Annotated in this window: 16 protein-coding genes, 2 tRNA genes and 1 riboswitch; of the genes, 8 read left to right on the top strand and 10 right to left on the bottom strand. The window is 61.6% G+C overall.

What is annotated here, in order from left to right; all coding sequences use genetic code 11:
• Nucleotides 1-5: 5 nt before the first annotated feature.
• From JV551A3_RS19505 to JV551A3_RS19520, 4 genes are all read left to right on the top strand, one after another.
• Nucleotides 6-1,031: a proline racemase family protein gene (locus tag JV551A3_RS19505; protein WP_133971171.1), complete on the top strand. Its 1,026-nt coding sequence runs from the start codon at nt 6-8 to the stop codon at nt 1,029-1,031.
• Between the two features lie 218 nt (nt 1,032-1,249).
• Nucleotides 1,250-1,957, top strand: a complete 708-nt coding sequence (locus JV551A3_RS19510) for a GntR family transcriptional regulator (RefSeq protein ID WP_133971169.1) — start codon at nt 1,250-1,252, stop codon at nt 1,955-1,957.
• A 114-nt stretch (nt 1,958-2,071) separates the two neighbouring features.
• On the top strand, nt 2,072-2,827 hold the full coding sequence (locus JV551A3_RS19515; RefSeq protein WP_085692097.1) for an SDR family NAD(P)-dependent oxidoreductase: 756 nt from the start codon (nt 2,072-2,074) through the stop codon (nt 2,825-2,827).
• A gap of 87 nt (nt 2,828-2,914) precedes the next feature.
• Nucleotides 2,915-3,157 carry a DUF1654 domain-containing protein gene (locus JV551A3_RS19520; protein WP_112252418.1) on the top strand — a complete coding sequence of 81 codons (243 nt, stop codon included), beginning with the start codon at nt 2,915-2,917 and terminating at the stop codon, nt 3,155-3,157.
• Between the two features lie 13 nt (nt 3,158-3,170).
• Here the strand turns inward: JV551A3_RS19520 and JV551A3_RS19525 are convergent, their stop codons facing one another.
• The 7 genes from JV551A3_RS19525 to JV551A3_RS19555 form a co-directional block, all read right to left on the bottom strand.
• Nucleotides 3,171-3,596 carry a GTP pyrophosphokinase gene (locus tag JV551A3_RS19525; RefSeq protein ID WP_112252417.1) on the bottom strand — a complete coding sequence of 142 codons (426 nt, stop codon included), beginning with the start codon at nt 3,594-3,596 and terminating at the stop codon, nt 3,171-3,173.
• A 232-nt stretch (nt 3,597-3,828) separates the two neighbouring features.
• Complete coding sequence (locus JV551A3_RS19530) at nt 3,829-4,398, bottom strand: SPOR domain-containing protein (RefSeq protein ID WP_133971168.1); 570 nt, start codon at nt 4,396-4,398, stop codon at nt 3,829-3,831.
• Between the two features lie 121 nt (nt 4,399-4,519).
• A complete protein-coding gene (locus tag JV551A3_RS19535) occupies nt 4,520-5,635 on the bottom strand; it encodes a glycosyltransferase family 61 protein (protein WP_133971166.1) in 1,116 nt (371 codons plus the stop codon).
• 31 nt (nt 5,636-5,666) lie between these two features.
• A complete protein-coding gene (locus tag JV551A3_RS19540; protein ID WP_133971164.1) occupies nt 5,667-6,809 on the bottom strand; it encodes a hypothetical protein in 1,143 nt (380 codons plus the stop codon).
• Between the two features lie 226 nt (nt 6,810-7,035).
• Complete coding sequence (locus JV551A3_RS19545; protein ID WP_133971162.1) at nt 7,036-8,406, bottom strand: oligosaccharide flippase family protein; 1,371 nt, start codon at nt 8,404-8,406, stop codon at nt 7,036-7,038.
• Nucleotides 8,407-8,574: 168 nt separating this feature from the next.
• Nucleotides 8,575-8,651 (bottom strand) — tRNA-Val (locus JV551A3_RS19550).
• A gap of 261 nt (nt 8,652-8,912) precedes the next feature.
• Nucleotides 8,913-8,989, bottom strand: a tRNA-Val gene (locus JV551A3_RS19555).
• Between the two features lie 202 nt (nt 8,990-9,191).
• Here JV551A3_RS19555 and JV551A3_RS19560 point away from each other — a divergent pair.
• On the top strand, nt 9,192-10,475 hold the full coding sequence (locus JV551A3_RS19560; RefSeq protein ID WP_112252412.1) for an NAD(P)/FAD-dependent oxidoreductase: 1,284 nt from the start codon (nt 9,192-9,194) through the stop codon (nt 10,473-10,475).
• A gap of 120 nt (nt 10,476-10,595) precedes the next feature.
• On the opposite strand, the gene JV551A3_RS19565 is transcribed toward JV551A3_RS19560, so the two are convergent.
• Nucleotides 10,596-11,273, bottom strand: coding sequence for a peptidase C39 family protein (locus tag JV551A3_RS19565; RefSeq protein ID WP_133971160.1), 678 nt, complete (start codon nt 11,271-11,273; stop codon nt 10,596-10,598).
• 222 nt (nt 11,274-11,495) lie between these two features.
• On the opposite strand from JV551A3_RS19565, the gene JV551A3_RS30725 reads away from it, so the two are divergent.
• A complete protein-coding gene (locus tag JV551A3_RS30725; RefSeq protein ID WP_166674237.1) occupies nt 11,496-11,669 on the top strand; it encodes a hypothetical protein in 174 nt (57 codons plus the stop codon).
• A gap of 133 nt (nt 11,670-11,802) precedes the next feature.
• Here the strand turns inward: JV551A3_RS30725 and JV551A3_RS19575 are convergent, their stop codons facing one another.
• The gene (locus JV551A3_RS19575; protein ID WP_003260907.1) at nt 11,803-12,555 is read right to left on the bottom strand and encodes a TerC family protein; all 753 of its coding nucleotides are present in this window, start codon (nt 12,553-12,555) and stop codon (nt 11,803-11,805) included.
• A gap of 29 nt (nt 12,556-12,584) precedes the next feature.
• A complete protein-coding gene (locus tag JV551A3_RS19580) occupies nt 12,585-12,824 on the bottom strand; it encodes a hypothetical protein (RefSeq protein WP_112252409.1) in 240 nt (79 codons plus the stop codon).
• Nucleotides 12,825-12,957: 133 nt separating this feature from the next.
• On the opposite strand from JV551A3_RS19580, the gene nhaR reads away from it, so the two are divergent.
• Together nhaR and JV551A3_RS19590 are read left to right on the top strand one after the other, a co-directional pair.
• The gene (nhaR, locus tag JV551A3_RS19585; protein WP_133971158.1) at nt 12,958-13,851 is read left to right on the top strand and encodes a transcriptional activator NhaR; all 894 of its coding nucleotides are present in this window, start codon (nt 12,958-12,960) and stop codon (nt 13,849-13,851) included.
• 34 nt (nt 13,852-13,885) lie between these two features.
• Nucleotides 13,886-14,094: riboswitch (cobalamin riboswitch) on the top strand.
• Between the two features lie 109 nt (nt 14,095-14,203).
• Nucleotides 14,204-16,330, top strand: a complete 2,127-nt coding sequence (locus JV551A3_RS19590) for a TonB-dependent receptor (protein ID WP_133971156.1) — start codon at nt 14,204-14,206, stop codon at nt 16,328-16,330.
• Nucleotides 16,331-16,520: the final 190 nt, after the last annotated feature.

Raw genomic sequence — 16,520 nt, forward strand, 5'->3', positions numbered from 1 at the left:
CACCCATGCGTTGGAAACAGACCCTTCAGCTGGCCGAAGTGCACTGCGAAGGCGAAATCGGCAAGGTCATCACTGGCGGCGTACTGGGCATACCCGGCGCCAGCATGCTGGAAAAGATGAACTACATCAACGAGGTGGATGACAGCCTGCGCCGCCTGGTAACGCTGGAGCCGCGCGGTTGCCTGCAGATGTCGGTCAACCTGCTGCTGCCGCCAACCCGCCCGGAAGCCCACGCTGGCTTTATCGTGCTGCAGGCGGACAAGGCTCACCCGATGTCTGGCAGCAACTGCATCTGCGTGGTCACTGCCCTGCTGGAGCTGGGCATGGTGCCGATGCAGGAACCCGAGACCACGGTGGTGCTGGACACCCCCGCTGGCCTGGTCACCGCCCGCGCCCGGTGCGCGGACGGCCGCTGCCTGAGTGTGTCGCTGGACATGGTGCCTGCCTTCGTCGAGCACCTGGACCTGGCCATCGAGACCGAGCAGTTCGGCCCCCTCAAGATCGATGTGGCGTTTGGCGGCGTGTACTACGCCCTGATCGATGTGGCGCAGACCGGCCTGTCGATCGCCCCGGAACATGCCCGTGCCCTGGCCGATGCCGGCGTGGCGTTGAAGGCGGTGATCAACCGCCAGCTGGACATCCAGCACCCGTTGCTGCCGTCGGTGAATGAAGTGGCCTACGTGATGTTCCGCAACCGCCTGGACGATCGCACCTACCAGACCTGCACCACCCTGCCACCAGGGCGGGTCGACCGCTCGCCATGCGGCACCGGCAGTTCGGCCAACCTGGCCACCCTGGCGGCACGCGGGTTGGTGCAGCCCGGTGACCAACTGGTATCGCGCTCGACCATTGGCGGTCAGTTCCAGGTCGAGTTGCTGGGCCACGGCGAGGTCGGCGGGCGCCCGGCGGTACTGCCACGGGTGACCGGGCGAGCCTGGCTGTATGGCCTGCAACAGCTCGGCGTGGACCCGGACGACCCGCTGGCTGCAGGCTTCATGCTGAGCGACACATGGGGGGCCGGCATTTCCTGACCCATACACCCTGTAGGAGCGGCCTTGTGTCGCGATGGGGCGCGCAGCGGCCCCAGGTTTCGATGTCGCCGCGAAGTTTCGATGCCGCCGCGGAGATTGCCGGGGCCGCTGCGCGCCCCATCGCGACACAAGGCCGCTCCTACACGGGCCCGGATCAAGCCGGGATGAAAACTACAAGGGCTGGCCTGTATGATACGAGCGAGCCCAACCGAGACCTGATGATGGCCAAAGACACCGAAACCGAAGGCGCACCACGACGCCATAGCGGCCGCTACATATACGAAGAACTGCGCAAACAGATCCTCACCCTCAAGCTCAAGCCGGGCGTGCAGCTGGACGAAGTTTCGCTGGCCGCGCAGTTCGGCCTGTCCCGCTCGCCGGTGCGCGATGCCCTGGCCCGCCTGATCACCGAGGGCCTGGTGGTGATCCTGCCGAACCGCACCACCTTGGTAACGCCGTTCGAGATCGAGGAGTTCCCCAACTACATCTCCGCCCTCGACCTGATTCAGCGCGCCGTCACCCGCCTGGCCGCCACCCAGCACCGCGAAGAAGACCTGGCAGCCATCCGCCAGGCCGACGCCGCCTACCTCAAGGCCGTGACCAGTGGCGACTTCCAGGCGATGTCCGAGCTGAACAAGGCCTTCCACATGGCCATTGCCCACGCCGGCCGCAACCCCTACTTCATCAACTACTACGAGCGCCTGCTGGGCGAAGGCCAGCGCTTGCTGCACCTGCACTTCGACCATGTGGTCAGTTCTGCCAGCGCCCACCGCCTGGGCCGCGACCACGATGAAATCATCGAGGCCATTGCCGCCCGCGACGCCGACGCCGCCGAGGCCGCCGCGCACGAACACACCATGCTGTTCCAGCGCCGCTTCCTCGACTACATGCAGCAGAACCTGACGGCGCGCATGTCCATCGCCTGACCCGCAAAGCATCCACACCACGTTGCCGGGGCTGATCCCATCAGTCCTGTTGACACGCGCACGTCCACTCACTATGTTGCATGCAACCCTGCACACAACAAACAGGAGTCGCCGATGAACAGGTTCGAGAACAAAGTGGCAATCGTTACCGGTGGTGCTGGAGGCATTGGCGCCGCCATTGCCAGCAGGCTGGCAAGCGAAGGCGCCACGGTAGTGGTCAGTGACGTCAACCTAGAGGCGGCGCAGGCCGTGGCACAGGCCATCGAAGCAGCGGGTGGCAAGGCCCGGGCGATGGCCGCAGACATTGCCTCGGGTGAGGCCTGCCGCGGCCTGGTGCAGGCGGTCGCAAGTGAATTCGGGCGCATCGACGTGCTAGTAAACAATGCCGGCATCAACCGCCGCGGCAACCTCCTGGCTCTGAGCGAAGACGATTGGCACAGCAGCTTTGCCGTCAACCTCGATGCCATGTTCCATCTGTGCCGGGCCGTGCTGCCGGGCATGATCGAAGCCGGTGGTGGCGCCATCGTCAACACTGCCTCGCAATGGGGTCTGTACCCGGCACCCGGGCACATCGCCTACAACGTGACCAAGGCCGCGGTAGCCTCGTTCACGCAGAACCTGGCACGCGACTACGCGCCGCAGAAAATCCGCGTGAATGCCGTATGCCCGGGCGAGATTCACACGCCGATGCTGGAAGCAGGGGTACTGCGCTCGGGCCGCACCATTGCCGACCTCGACCGCATGGTGCCGTTCGGGCGTATTGGCAAACCGGAAGAAGTGGCCGCGCTGGTGGCCTTCCTGGCGTCGGACGAAGCAGCATTCATGTGCGGGTCGTTGGTGGAGATCACCGGGGCGCAGGCGGTGGCCTGACGTACCACTCTTTCGCCTGACAAGCTGTTGCGAAATTACTTACAGTGAAATACTGTATGTGCATACAGCAAAAACAAGGAAACACTTGTGTCCAGCACCGCCTCCGCCACCCCGAGCAGCTACGAACAACTGGGTATGCGCATCCAGAAGATCATCAACAGCCCCACGGCACAGCGCAGCCGTGCGGCGTTGATCTTTCGTCTGGAACAGGAAACCCCGGAAGACTGGGAAACCCTGCTTGGGGAAATCGCCGAAAACGACAACGTCACCCTCGCCCACCGCGACGATGGCGGTGTGCAGATTTTCTGGACAGTACCGAAGGAAGACTGACCGCGCATCAACCTCAAGCCAGTGCCTGCAGGTAGGCACTGGCTTCGCGGTAACGCGCCAGCCGCGCCAGGTCGGTGGGGCCTGGGCAGGGAATGCGCGAAAGGTCGCTGTTGTCGGCCAGGTCGGCCAGCTTGACGGTGCGCGCCAGCGGGTCACCGCCCAGGCGCACCACGAAGTCCTGGTAGGCCTCGCCCTCACGGCGGCTGAGCGCCAGCAAGGCGGCAAGGATTTTCAGCGCGAAACCCTCGCGCGCCAGGTCGGATAGGGTCAGCGGGGTGTCTTCGATTACATCGTGAAGCACCGCGACAATCCGTTGTTCGGTTGTGCCAACCCGCATCATCACGCGTAGCGGGTGGAGGATATAAGCAGCCCCACCCTTGTCGTATTGCCCTTCATGCGCCCTGGCGGCCACGGCAATGGCCCGCTCCAGTGTAGACATGAGGCCCTCCCCGTTCAGCTTCCTCCTGCCAAGCATAGCCAAAACTGCGAGGACAATGTGTGGGAGCGGCCTTGCGTCGCGATTGGGCCGCAAAGCGGCCCCGGCCATCTGTGCCAGGTTCAGATATCGGGGCCGCTACGCAGCCCTTTCGCGACGCAAGGCCGCTCCCACAAGGTTTGCGCAGGCATCTGAATCTTGAGCAACACCGGTTATCTCCCCGCAGGAAGCGGGGTTAGCGCGCTGCACCGTGCTGTATGACCACCGAATCGGTACCCAGCTTGGCCATTACCTCGGCCTTGCGTGCTTCGGCTTCCTCACGGCTGGGGAACGGCCCCATCAGCACCACCGGTTTGCCATCGCGGTACTCTACCGAGGACGGGATGCCCTTTTCGATCAGGCGTGCGGTCATGTCGCTGAGCGCACCCATGTTGGCGCCCTGGATGACCTCCACATCCCAGCCTTGCGGGGCCGGCTGGCCAGCCAGGGCTTCGGCACGGCGCTGCAGCTCGGCGCCACCGCACATCTCGCGGATGCGCAGGTTGTTGCCGCTGTCGTCGACGATGATTTCGTACTGGTCATCGCGCTTGATCGCCACGTAGCTGCGGTAGGCTTCGTACTGCCCGGCGTCATCCTTGCCACGGACCTGCCCGCAGATGGTGCCCTGGGTGTCGATCCGCACGTTGCCGAACTTGGCGGTCTTGGGGTTGTGCAGGTGTTCGGCCACCTGTTTGTGCACGCCTTCGACCTCGTTCTCACAGCCCGCCAGGGCGAGCACTGCCATTACCACAGCCAGTTTGCGCACGCGTGTACCTCCAGATTCGAAGGCGCGGATTCTACCACGCCCGCCCTGGGCGAGGACCGCGAACATACGTTACACCGTGCGACCAGTGGCCCTGCACCTCAGGCAGTCATGGCATGCTTCGTCATGACGGCAGCAGATCCAAGGTCCGTTCGAGTTCATCGAGGTCGATGCGGAAGCCGATGCCATTGGGTATCCCGACCACAAAGCCGAAATGCTGTTGATCGCGATCAGTCAGGTACTTGTAGAAGCAGACAAAGCGATCAGGTGGCTGCAGCGTCAGCACCGAAGCGCCGGGCGATAGCACATTGATACCGTGGATCAGCTGGCTGCCCTCGACGCCCGCCACTACCCTCGCCCCGGCACAAGTTTGCACGATGGTTGCCAGGTCGCACTTCAAAGGATTAAGAATGCGAAAGCCGCGATGTTTATGCAGATGCTCGGCAATTTCCAGTTCGTTGTGCAGCAGGCGCGGATCTCCGTCACAGCCCCGCAGGATGAAAACCCCCGGGTGGGGCTGGTAATTCACCCGCGACAACAACTTCTGGCCCATGGCGCGGTATCGCTCGGACTGGTTTGTGTTGTGGCTGAAGTCATCGAACAGCACCAACTCTCGAAAAAACGCAGTGCGCAGCCGCAGCGGATGCATGCAAAGCCATTCTTCGTACTGCGGAGCCTGGGAAAAAAGCGGGAACCTGCCCGAGGGCGCCGTGGTTACCGGCACCCCTTCGTTACGGGCCAAAGCATAGGTTACGCAATCCTCGGCCAGCCATGTTCCAAACCAACGGTTGCCGTAACGTGAACAATAAGCGGCCCCACGCTCGATCTCTTGCTCCACGACGACCCGTGGCAACCCGTTGGGTCGGTCAGACAGCCAGAAGCTGGCATTGTTCTTGTACAGCGCGCCATCGATCAGAATGACATCCTTGATCAGATAGCCCCTGGTCGGAGCCTGTTCGACGCTGCCCAACCCCTCCATGGTTCGCCGCGGATGCTCGAAAGGAAAGAAACGCTTCGCTTCCCAGCCGGTCACTCGCTCCAACTGGTTCGGCAGGAAGAAAGCGGGAGGCGCCGGGGTGACCTCGGCCGGCGCGATATCCCAGGTCTTGACCGCAAGGCTCTTGAGGTTCTCCGACGGCTTTCGTACCAAGCGCTTTCTTGCCAGGTACGTGTATGCGGCCAAGCTCCAGCTTTTACGGTCCGATCCCTTCGTGTCTACATCCGAAATATCGTTCATCATGAAGCACTCTCATTGAAGGCATCTTTCACGCTCAGTTGGACGCTACTCTTTCCAGAATGGGAGGGGACTGAAAGTGGGCATACCGATCTCGCAAGTTCTCCAGCAGTAATTCGCCAGGCGCTTTCGCACAGTAAATGTATATCTTGAACAAACCACCGAAGACCATTTCACGATAGCGGTCGACAATTTCCTCGTCACTTGGCCCATCCGGCAGCCCCAGATGCAGTGTGAGCTTACTGTCCTCGACGGCGAATAATGGGAACTCCCAGAGGAACTTGGCGATGCCGGTCTTCGGTAGCCGGACGAACATATAGGCCTGGTTGCCCAAGGTATCCACATCACCGCCGCGCCGGCGCTTCCATTTCAAAAGCCCATCGTCCGGACGTGCCAGGCATTGGCCGATATCGTAATAATCGAAACCCTGCTCGATGGCCCATTCCAGGGCCATGAAAGTAGTGATGGAGTTGACCTCGCGCAGTCGTTTGGGGTCGCTGAAGACAGCCTCCGGGTAGCCAAAGCGAAGCGTGCTCCAATAGCGCTTGCCGGCCCGGGTTATTACACAACCGAAATGACAGGCGACAACCTCGTCGCCTTTCATTATCAGGTCGAGCCGGCCAACGGTCTGGGCGATGCGCACCACTTCCTGCGAGTCGAACTGCTTGGCATGCAGGCCATGCCGCGCCTGAGCATAAGGCTGCAGCATTTCCCGATCGGCCTTGCCAATCGCCTCGTCGGTCAGCACCTGCTGCATACGGTATAGCGGCCGGCACTTGCGAATACTGCGGCGGAGTTCACCGTCGTAGCGAGCGATGATCTCCTCCAGCGGACGCCCCAGGGGGATGATGGCACTCAGGTAATGGGGTACGTACAGGGCCCCTGCACTGGGCATCTCGCTGATCAACAACCTATGGGACGCGGGGCCAGGTTGTTGCGCGCCATTGCCAGGCTTGGTGCCGGCCTCGGGCTTACCGCCGATGAGCAGCTTGGCCATTTCCCTGCGGCTCTTTCGACCGACATACAAGACCTCGTAGTCGTTACTTTTCTGTAGCCGGAACCTGGCGATTTCCCAGCGCCACAAACACGCGCGCCCCATTATATCCTGGGTCCAAATCAAGAACTTTCTTATTTCGAAGCGCATCGACGGCGTTATGAGCTTTCGTATGTGCTCTCTCATTTTATGTCCCTGGAGCTCACGCGGATAACAGGTTATAAGCACTGTCAAATAAACACCCAATCACCTTTGGCACTTAAACGCCATAGGCTGCCAGATACAAAAATATTAAAGATCCGCGAAAAAGATCTGTCAAACACGCCTAATCATTGAATATTCAATGGTTAGCCAGTAAAAACAGTATGTTTTATGGCGCCATTTTTTCTTGTGGAATATCTTCACGGCCCAATCAGGTGAACAGGCTGGTAATCATTTCACCGAAAAGGACGCCGATCAGCAGGGCGGGCAGCACTACAAGCTCGCGCTTCAGGTCCAGCAGACCCAGCTTGCGGTTGACAGGAAAAATCAGGAAAAGCGTGAAGAAGGTATGCAGCGCCACACCCCAGATGGCATAGGTCACGCCACCGATGGCCATGAGGACCGGCAGCAGGATAAACAGCGAAACGACCCGGATGATGTTGTCCATCGCCACGTATTTGGTCAGCCCCATGGCCAACCAGAGCTGGTGTGCCAGCGTGAAGCGCAAGGTGAAAAGCGAGAGCGAGAGAATCGCCATGGTATTGCCGGCGCCGGCATAACGGTCGTCGTAAAGCCAACTGATCATCAGTGGGCTGGCAGTCAGCAAAAAACCGCAAGCAAACAGCGAGGTCAGGTCGAACAGCGCCCTGGAGCGGTAATAAAGGCTGCGCACCCGCTCTTTGTCGCCACTTCTCGTCGCCTCACTGAAGGCCGGCAAGGCGACTGCCCCCGCCAGCCGCAGCAGGACCGACTGAATGGCCCCGAGGATGGCCACAGCGATGGAATAGACCCCTAGTTCCGCGACCGACATACTACCGCCGAACCAGATCCGGTCACCCTGCATCGCCAGGACCCCTACAGAGGACGATAACAAGATCCAGCGCCCGTAATCGAACACTTCGCGCAGCGCAGCCGGCTCCAATCGCAGGCGGTTGCGCGGCCCCTGGAAGATCAGGTGACTGAGTGCGGTGAAAACCAGTGTGCTCAGCAGGCCTGCGGCCACCAATGACCAGATGGAGCGGGTGAGATAGCCTGCCACGAGCATTGCTATCAAACCGACAAACTGCGCAATCAGCTCGGCGATCACCACCTTCTTCTGCTGGAAGACACGGATGGCCACATCGACCTTGGGCGACTGGAAGCCATAGATGATTGCGGCGACCCCAGACAAAGCCAGTACCATCGGTAGCTCTGGAGCGGCATAGGTGGAATGGGCCGGCCACAGCTCGATGTGTTGCGTGAATTGTGCCCCCAGGGCCAATAGCAACGTGAGAAGGAACAGCACAAAGCCACGGATGACTTGTACTGTCCACACGGTATCGAGAAACAGCGGTTCGTCGCCGCGCGAACTCTGAATGACGTTCGGCCGCAGCCCGACATCGGAAAGCATTTGCAGCAGCACGGATACAGTGGTCGCAATGGCCATCACGCCGAACATTTCCGGCACGAGCAAGCGGGTGATAACCAGATTGCCGCCCAGGCGCATGACCTGGGAAGCAAAGACAGCGACAAGGTTCAACGCACTGGCCCACATGGCCCGTTTGCGCAGGCTCAACGGAAGCGACACATCTATCGAAGGCATAGCCGCATCTCTGAACCCATCGCTAGAGACTCACTATAGTCACAATTCGCCATGGGGCTATCCGAGCAGGCTGTAGCGCGTGAAATCGCCCTCCGCCGGGCACAACAAAAACAAAAGGGCGACCCCTTGGGGTCGCCCTTTTGATGCCCGGAAACCGGGACTTCTATTTGGTAGGCACAATTGGACTCGAACCAACGACCCCCACCATGTCAAGGTGGTGCTCTAACCAACTGAGCTATGTGCCTGTCGTGTGGGGCGCATATTAGTGATCGAAAGCGTAGCTGTAAAGCGTTTTTTTCAGAAAAATCAAAAACTTTCGAATCCGAGCGGATCGCGCTTCTTGTAGGGGCAGCCTCGTGCTGCGAAAGGGCCAGCATGGGCGACTCAGTACCGGCTGCAGGACTGGCCTCTTCGCAGCACAAGGCTGCTCCTACAACTCAACGACTACCTACAAAATCGGCCAATGAAAAAAGGGATGACCCTTGCGGATCACCCCTTCTTCGATTTGGTAGGCACAATTGGACTCGAACCAACGACCCCCACCATGTCAAGGTGGTGCTCTAACCAACTGAGCTATGTGCCTGTCGTGTGGTGCGCATTCTACGCATTCCAAAAACCGTGTCAACACTTTTTTTCGCGCTAACCTACTGAATCTTAAACTCTTTATAGAAAGGCGCGCTGGCAGGACCGAGTAAAGGATTTTCACCGGACGACTAGCGGGTGTTTATTATTATTGATAGCATCGGTACATTCGTTAAAAATATAAAACACGAGGTTCCTGCAGCATGGCTAACACCCCCTACCCCCAGTCCTACTACGCCGCCTCGGCCAACCCGGTGCCGCCACGTCCGGCGCTGCAGGGTGAGGTGGAAACCGATGTGTGCATCATCGGCGCCGGTTACACCGGCCTGTCCAGCGCCCTGTTCCTGCTGGAGAACGGCTTCAAGGTGAGCATCGTCGAAGCGGCCAAGGTCGGCTTCGGCGCATCGGGCCGCAACGGTGGCCAGATCGTCAACAGCTACAGCCGCGATATCGACGTCATCGAACGCACCGTCGGCCCCAAGCAGGCCCAGCTGCTGGGCCACATGGCCTTCGAAGGCGGGCGCATCATTCGTGAGCGCGTGGCCAAGTACAACATCCAGTGCGACCTGAAGGACGGTGGCGTGTTCGCTGCCCTTACCAGCAAGCAGATGGGCCACCTGGAGTCGCAAAAGCGCCTGTGGGAACGCTTCGGCCACAACCAGCTGGAGCTGATGGACCAGAAGCGCATCCGCGAAGTGGTCGCCTGCGACAACTATGTGGGCGGCATGCTGGACATGAGCGGCGGCCACATTCACCCGCTGAATCTGGCCTTGGGCGAAGCCGCTGCGGTCGAGTCGCTGGGCGGCATCATCTATGAGCAAACCCCGGCCGTACGCATCGAGCGTGGCGCCAACCCAGTGGTGCATACCCCGCAGGGCAAGGTCCGCGCCAAGTTCATCATCGTTGCCGGCAACGCCTACCTGGGCAACCTGGTGCCGGAGCTGGCCAGCAAGTCCATGCCATGCGGCACCCAGGTGATCACCACCGAGCCGCTGGGCGACGAACTGGCGCGCACCCTGTTGCCGCAGGACTACTGCGTCGAGGACTGCAACTACCTGCTCGACTACTACCGCCTGACCAGCGACAAGCGCCTGATCTTCGGTGGCGGCGTGGTGTACGGCGCGCGTGACCCGGCCAACATCGAGGCGATCATCCGTCCGAAGATGCTCAAGGCTTTCCCGCAGCTGAAGAACGTGAAGATCGACTACGCCTGGACCGGCAACTTCCTGCTGACATTGTCGCGTCTGCCACAGGTTGGCCGTATCGGCGACAACATCTACTACTCCCAGGGCTGCTCGGGTCACGGCGTGACCTACACCCACCTGGCGGGCAAGGTGCTGGCCGAGGCCATGCGTGGCCAGGCCGAGCGTTTCGACGCCTTTGCCGGCCTGCCGCACTACCCGTTCCCGGGTGGCCAGATGCTGCGCGTACCGTTCAGCGCCCTTGGCGCCTGGTACTACAGCCTGCGTGATCGCCTGGGCTTCTGATGTAGGCAGGCCTGGCCTCTTCGCGGGTGAACCCGCTCCCACAGGGATATCACTGGACTTGAGGGCAGCGGGGTCCCTGTGGGAGCGGGTTCACCCGCGATAGGGCCTGAACAGGCAAAGCTACTTGTTCAGGCTACTCACAGCCTGCCTGGCCGCAATCTCCTGCCCCGCCCGGGCCAGTTCATCCGCAGCCTGCAACCAGCGCTGGCGGTCCACCTGGGCCGGCAGTTGCCGCGGTGGCTGCACCAGCACCGCCCAACTCCCAAGCTTCGCCCACGCCGAGGCAAAGTCATCGAACGCCATCAGCTGCCGCCGGTGCATGCCTGAGCGCAACAGCACCCGCTGCTTGTAGCGGTCGTAGCCGATCAGCACGGCATAGCGTGGCTCGCTCCACCAGGCCGAACCATCCTCGTAACGCAGCAGCACTGGGTTGCCCGCCGCCACCTGGGTCAACAGCGCGTCCAGTTGCTTGTCCAGCGGATACACCACCATGCCGTAGTCGCGCGCTACCCGGGGGATGCCCGTGTCCAGCGCCTCGGCGCCCTGTGGCAGGTTCAGCGGCTTGTCCAGCAGCCCCGGCGTGATCGGAGCCCCCTGTTGCGACAGCACCGCCGCCAATGCCATGGCCCCGCTGTGGTTGGCGTTGCCACGGTAGAACGGCACGCTGCTGATCTCGACCCGCTGCGGCAGGCCCTTGAGGTTGGCGGAAGGTGCGCCGGCACAACCGGCCAGGCTGGCCGCTACCAGGCAGGCAGCCAGCAGCCGACGAGGGATGGTCTTGAAGGAATGTTGCTGCATGGACACTCGCTTGCTTCAACGCCAGGCAGGCAGCGCCCGGCTCTGGCCAACGATCATAGGTCGGACAGCGGCGCGGGTATAGTCCGACACCGGCTAGTGCCAAATCGGACCAAGCGATAGACCTTTGGTCAATGGAACGTCACAGGCGAAGGGCTAGACTAAAGCAGTGTCTGGAAGGCCAGCGTCGGCGACCGAACGCGGCCCATAGAGATGGAGGCACAAATGAGCCTGACCATGGCAATCCTCATGCTGGTGGGCATGTGGCTGAGCGTTGCAGCCGCCATGCTGTGGGGTGTACTGCGTATCGTGCGGCGTCATTCCCACCACCTGCCACAGCAGACCACCGCCAAGCCACAGCCGGTGCGCCGGGCGCGGCGGCATGCCGGGGTGCACTGACTTCAGAAGTTTCGAGGCCCATTCGCGGGTGAACCCGCTCCCACAAGATCCTCCACTGTTTTCAGAAGCGGTGAGTTACCTGTGGGAGCGGGTTCACCCGCGAACGGGGCGCAAGCGCCCCGCTCTTTTCACATCAACCTTCTGCCGCCTCACGCTTCAACCGCGCCCGACGGGCAAGGATATTGAGGATCTCGATCGCCGTCGAGAAGGCCATGGCTGCGTACACATAACCCTTCGGTACATGGGCGCCAAAACCTTCGGCGATCAGCGTCATGCCGATCATGATCAGGAAGCCCAGGGCCAGCATCACCACGGTCGGGTTGTCGTTGATGAAGTTGGCCAACGGGTCGGCGGCCACCATCATGACGATCACGGCAGTGATAACGGCGATGATCATGATCGGCAGGTGCTCGGTCATGCCCACGGCGGTGATGATGCTGTCAACCGAGAACACGATGTCCAGCAACAGGATCTGGAAGATCGCCGCAGCAAAGCCCAAGGTAACCGTCGACGATACCTTGGCTTCTTCCTTGGCACCGTGCGGGTCGACGTTCTCGTGGATTTCCTTGGTCGCCTTCCACAGCAGGAACAGGCCACCGGCAATCAGGATCACGTCCTTCCAGGAGAAGGCATTGCCGAACACCTCGAACACCGGGTCGGTCAGCTGGACGATCCAGGCCACCGTGCTGAGCAAGGCCAGGCGCATGACTAAGGCCATGCTGATACCGATACGGCGCGCCTTGGAGCGATACTCAACCGGCAGCTTGTTGGTCAGGATGGAGATGAAGATCAGGTTGTCGATGCCCAGCACGACTTCCATGGCCACCAGGGTAGCCAAGGCAACCCAGGCGGTAGGGCTAGCGACGAGTTCCAGCAAATATTCCATTGTTCAAATCCTGCAGCAGCGGTTGGGGGTCAGATTTCCTGGGTGTCTTCTTTCTTGTCGGCGTCCTTGGGCTTGTGCCCTTCGTTGCCGATGGCCTCGCTCAACGCCTGCTGTGCAGCCTTGTTGGTGTCGTCGATGGCCTGCTTGGCCGACTGTGCGGCCTGGTCGAGCATCTGCTGGGCGGATTTCTCGGCCTGCTCGCAACCGGCCAGGGTGAACAGGGCCAAGGCCAGCACCAGCGGCGTGCCGATGGATTTGAGTTGCAGCATGGGTTCCTCGCTTTCATATTCCGGCGGCGCGCACGGCGCCTGATGGAGCCGCATTCTAAAGAGCGCAATACATCAGGAAAATTCGTTTTTTCAGCGGTTATACTTCGGGTTTTACGAATCCGGAAACATACCGATGCTCAATTATCGGCAGTTGCACTACTTCTGGGCCGTGGCCAAGACCGGCAGCATCGCCCGCGCCAGCGAACAGTTGAACCTCACCCCGCAAACCATCAGCGGGCAGATCAGCCTGTTCGAACAGACCTACGGCCTGGAGTTGTTCCAGCGCGTGGGGCGCCAGCTGGAACTGACCGAAACAGGGCGCCAGACGCTGGTCTATGCCGAGCAGATGTTCCAGCTGGGTAGCGAGCTGGAGGCCATGCTGCGGGCCGGCCCGCAGGAGCAGATCCTGTTCCGCGTGGGTGTGGCGGACGTGGTGCCCAAGTCCATCGTCTACCGCCTGCTGGCACCGACCATGGAACTGGACGAGGTGCTGCGCATCAACTGCCGCGAAGACAAGCTCGAACGGCTGCTGGCCGACCTGGCGATCCAGCGCCTGGACCTGGTGATTTCCGACAGCCCCATGCCCAGCCACCTGGACATCAAAGGTTATAGCCAGAAACTGGGCGAATGCGGGTTGAGCTTCTTCGCTACCCCGGCGCTTGCACAACGCCTGGAAGGCCCCTTCCCCGCCTGCCTGCAGGATGCGCCATTGCTTATCCCCGGGCAGGAAACCGTGGTACGCAGCCGCCTGCTGCGCTGGCTGGGTGAACAGCAGGTGCAGCCACGGATCGTGGGCGAGTTCGATGACAGTGCCTTGATGCAGGCATTCGGGCAGTCGGGCAGCGGCATCTTCGTCGCGCCCAGCGTGATCGCCGAGGAAGTGTGCCGCCAGTACGGTGTGGAGCTGATCGGGCAGACCGAGGCGGTGCACGAGTCGTTCTATGCCATTTCGGTTGAGCGCAAGGTCAAGCACCCGGGGATCGTGGCGATTACCGAGGGGGCGCGACGGGAGTTGTTTCATTGGTAGAGGGCAGATTTGACGCCCCCGCGTTTCAATGGTCATATGCCTGCCAGTTTCAGGTGCCCTGCGCCGCCGCGCGTAGGGTGAAACGGGAAGCCGGTGCGTCGTGTTACCCCACGACAAGTCCGGCGCTGCCCCCGCAACGGTAAGCGAGCGAACCCTTCGAGATACCACTGTGCACCTGCATGGGAAGGTGAAGGTTTCATGCCCCTCGCAAGCCCGGAGACCGGCCTGGAGCTTCACTTGGCAACCCGCGGTGGGCGGGCGCAGGCCGGTATCGGTGCGCGCGTCTGCGTGCACGGTGTGCCTTTGCGTGTTTTCCACCGGGATCCATTCATTCCTGCAGTAGTGGAACGACATGTCCCGTATCTTCAAGCTTCACCCCTTGGCGGCCTGCCTGGCCGTTTCCCTGCCGGCCCTGGCCGATGGCCTCGACAGACAACCATTGGCCCTGCCCTCAACGGCCATCACCGACACACCCGTCAGCCACGCCATCGACCTGGCCACCCCGACCCAGGCTGGCTCGCGCCTGGGCCTGAGCGCCCTGGAGACACCGGCCAGCACCAGCAGCATCAGCGCCGAGCAGATCCAGCTGCGCAACAACCTCACCGTGCAGGACGCGGTGACCCGCTCACCGGGCATCAGCTACATAGGCTCCCCGGGCGACGGCGGCACGGGCCTGTCCGCCCGCGGCTTTACCGGGCACAACTCGGTGATGACCTTGTTCGACGGCGCACGCCTTTACACCGGTGCCGGCACCCAGACGTTCCCGGTCGACCCGTGGATGGTCGAGCGCATCGATGTGATTCGCGGCCCGGCCTCGGTGCTGTATGGCGAAGGGGCCACCGGTGCGGTGGTCAACGTGATCCCGAAAAAGCCGTTTGCCGGCGAGATACGCAACCACCTGCGCCTGGGCTACGGTTCGTGGGACCGCCAGCAGCTCGGCCTGGACAGCGGCGGCAGCCTTGGCGAGCGCCTGAGCTACCGCCTGGCCCTGAACCAGCAAGCCGGTAACGGTTGGGTCGACCGCACCCCATCGCGCAGCCTGGCGTTGAGCGCCGCGCTGCGCTTCGATGCCAGCGACGACCTCAGCTTCACCCTCGCCCACGACCGTGGCGATGCGGAGCCTGCCAACTATTACGGCACCCCGCTGATCGACGGCCGCTACCGCAGCAGCCTGCGCAACAAGAACTACAACGTGCAGGATGACGTGCAGCATTACGTCGATGAATGGACCCGCCTGAACACCGACTGGACGGTGAACGACCACCTCAGCGCCAGCAACCAGCTGTACTACATCAAGAGCCGCCGTCACTGGCGCAATGCCGAGGACTACAGCTGGGATGCAGGCCGCCAGCAACTGCTGCGTGGCAGCTACCTGCAGATCAAGCACAACCAGGAACAGTTCGGCGATCGCCAGGCCTTCACCCTCGACCATACATTGTTCGGCCTGGCCAGCAAGACCGTGGTCGGCGCCGAGTACAACAAGGTCCGCTTCAACGTCGACAGCAATGCGCCCTACAACGATGTGGGCGGTGACTATATCGACCCGTGGCAGCCGCAACCAGGTTGGTTCCACAGCGCCTCGCCACTGCGCCCGCAAACGCTGTCCAGCACCCACACCTTTGCCCTGTTCGCCGAAAACCGCCTGCAGTTGAGCGATCGCCTGTCACTGGTCACTGGTGTGCGTCGCGACCAGAACCACATCGTCCAGGAGAAACGGACCACCGACAGCCGCAGCGACCGTAGCCTGCAAGGCGGCAACTGGCGCGCCGGGCTGGTGTTTGCGGTCAGCGACGACCTGTCGCTGTATGGCCAGTACTCCACCAGCGAGGACGGGGTCGACAACCTCATCAGCCTCAGCGCCAACCAGATGCACTACGACCTGACCGAGGCCAGGCAGACCGAGGTGGGCCTCAAGCAGCGCTTCTGGGAGGGGCGTGGCGAATGGACATTGGCGGCCTACCACATCGTCAAGAAGAAGCTGCTGGTGGATGACCCGCTCACCCACGAGAAGCAACAGGCTGGCCAGCAGACCTCCGACGGCCTGGAGGCAACCCTGGAACTGGCGCTGGCGCACCAGTGGCAGGTATCGGCCAACGCGGCGATCGTGCGCGCGAGGTATGACGACTTCGACGAAATGGTCGGCGGCGTGGCGCAGGATCGTGCGGGCAATCGCCCGGCAAATGTGCCGCGGCGTACCGCCAACCTGTGGCTCAGCAAAGGCTTCGGCCAGTGGCTGGAGGCCGGCCTTGGCGCGCGTTATGTGGATGAGCGCTATGCCAACACCGCCAACACCCAGGGCGCCCCCGGCTACACCGTGGTCGATGCCAACATCGGCTGGCAGGTGTTGCCGGACGTGCGGCTGGGGTTGCAGTTGAACAACCTGTTCGACCGTGCGTATGTGCAGTCGGCGTTCAGTGGGCAGCAGTGGCTGATGGGGATGCCACGGTCGTACTTTGCGACGGTGGATTACAGCTTCTGATAAGAACTGCCTGCACCGGCCTCTTCGCGGGTAAACCCGCTCCCACAGGGATATCACAGAATTCGAATACGGTGACGTACCTGTGGGAGCGGGTTTACCCGCGAAGAGGCCGGCACAGGCAGCACAAAAACATCTACCTCTCCGGAATAATTTAGTTATAAGATAACGTTTCAGTTGACATCCATTCCTA

The organism is Pseudomonas inefficax, from assembly GCF_900277125.1.
Taxonomy (GTDB): Bacteria; Pseudomonadota; Gammaproteobacteria; order Pseudomonadales; family Pseudomonadaceae; genus Aquipseudomonas; species Aquipseudomonas inefficax.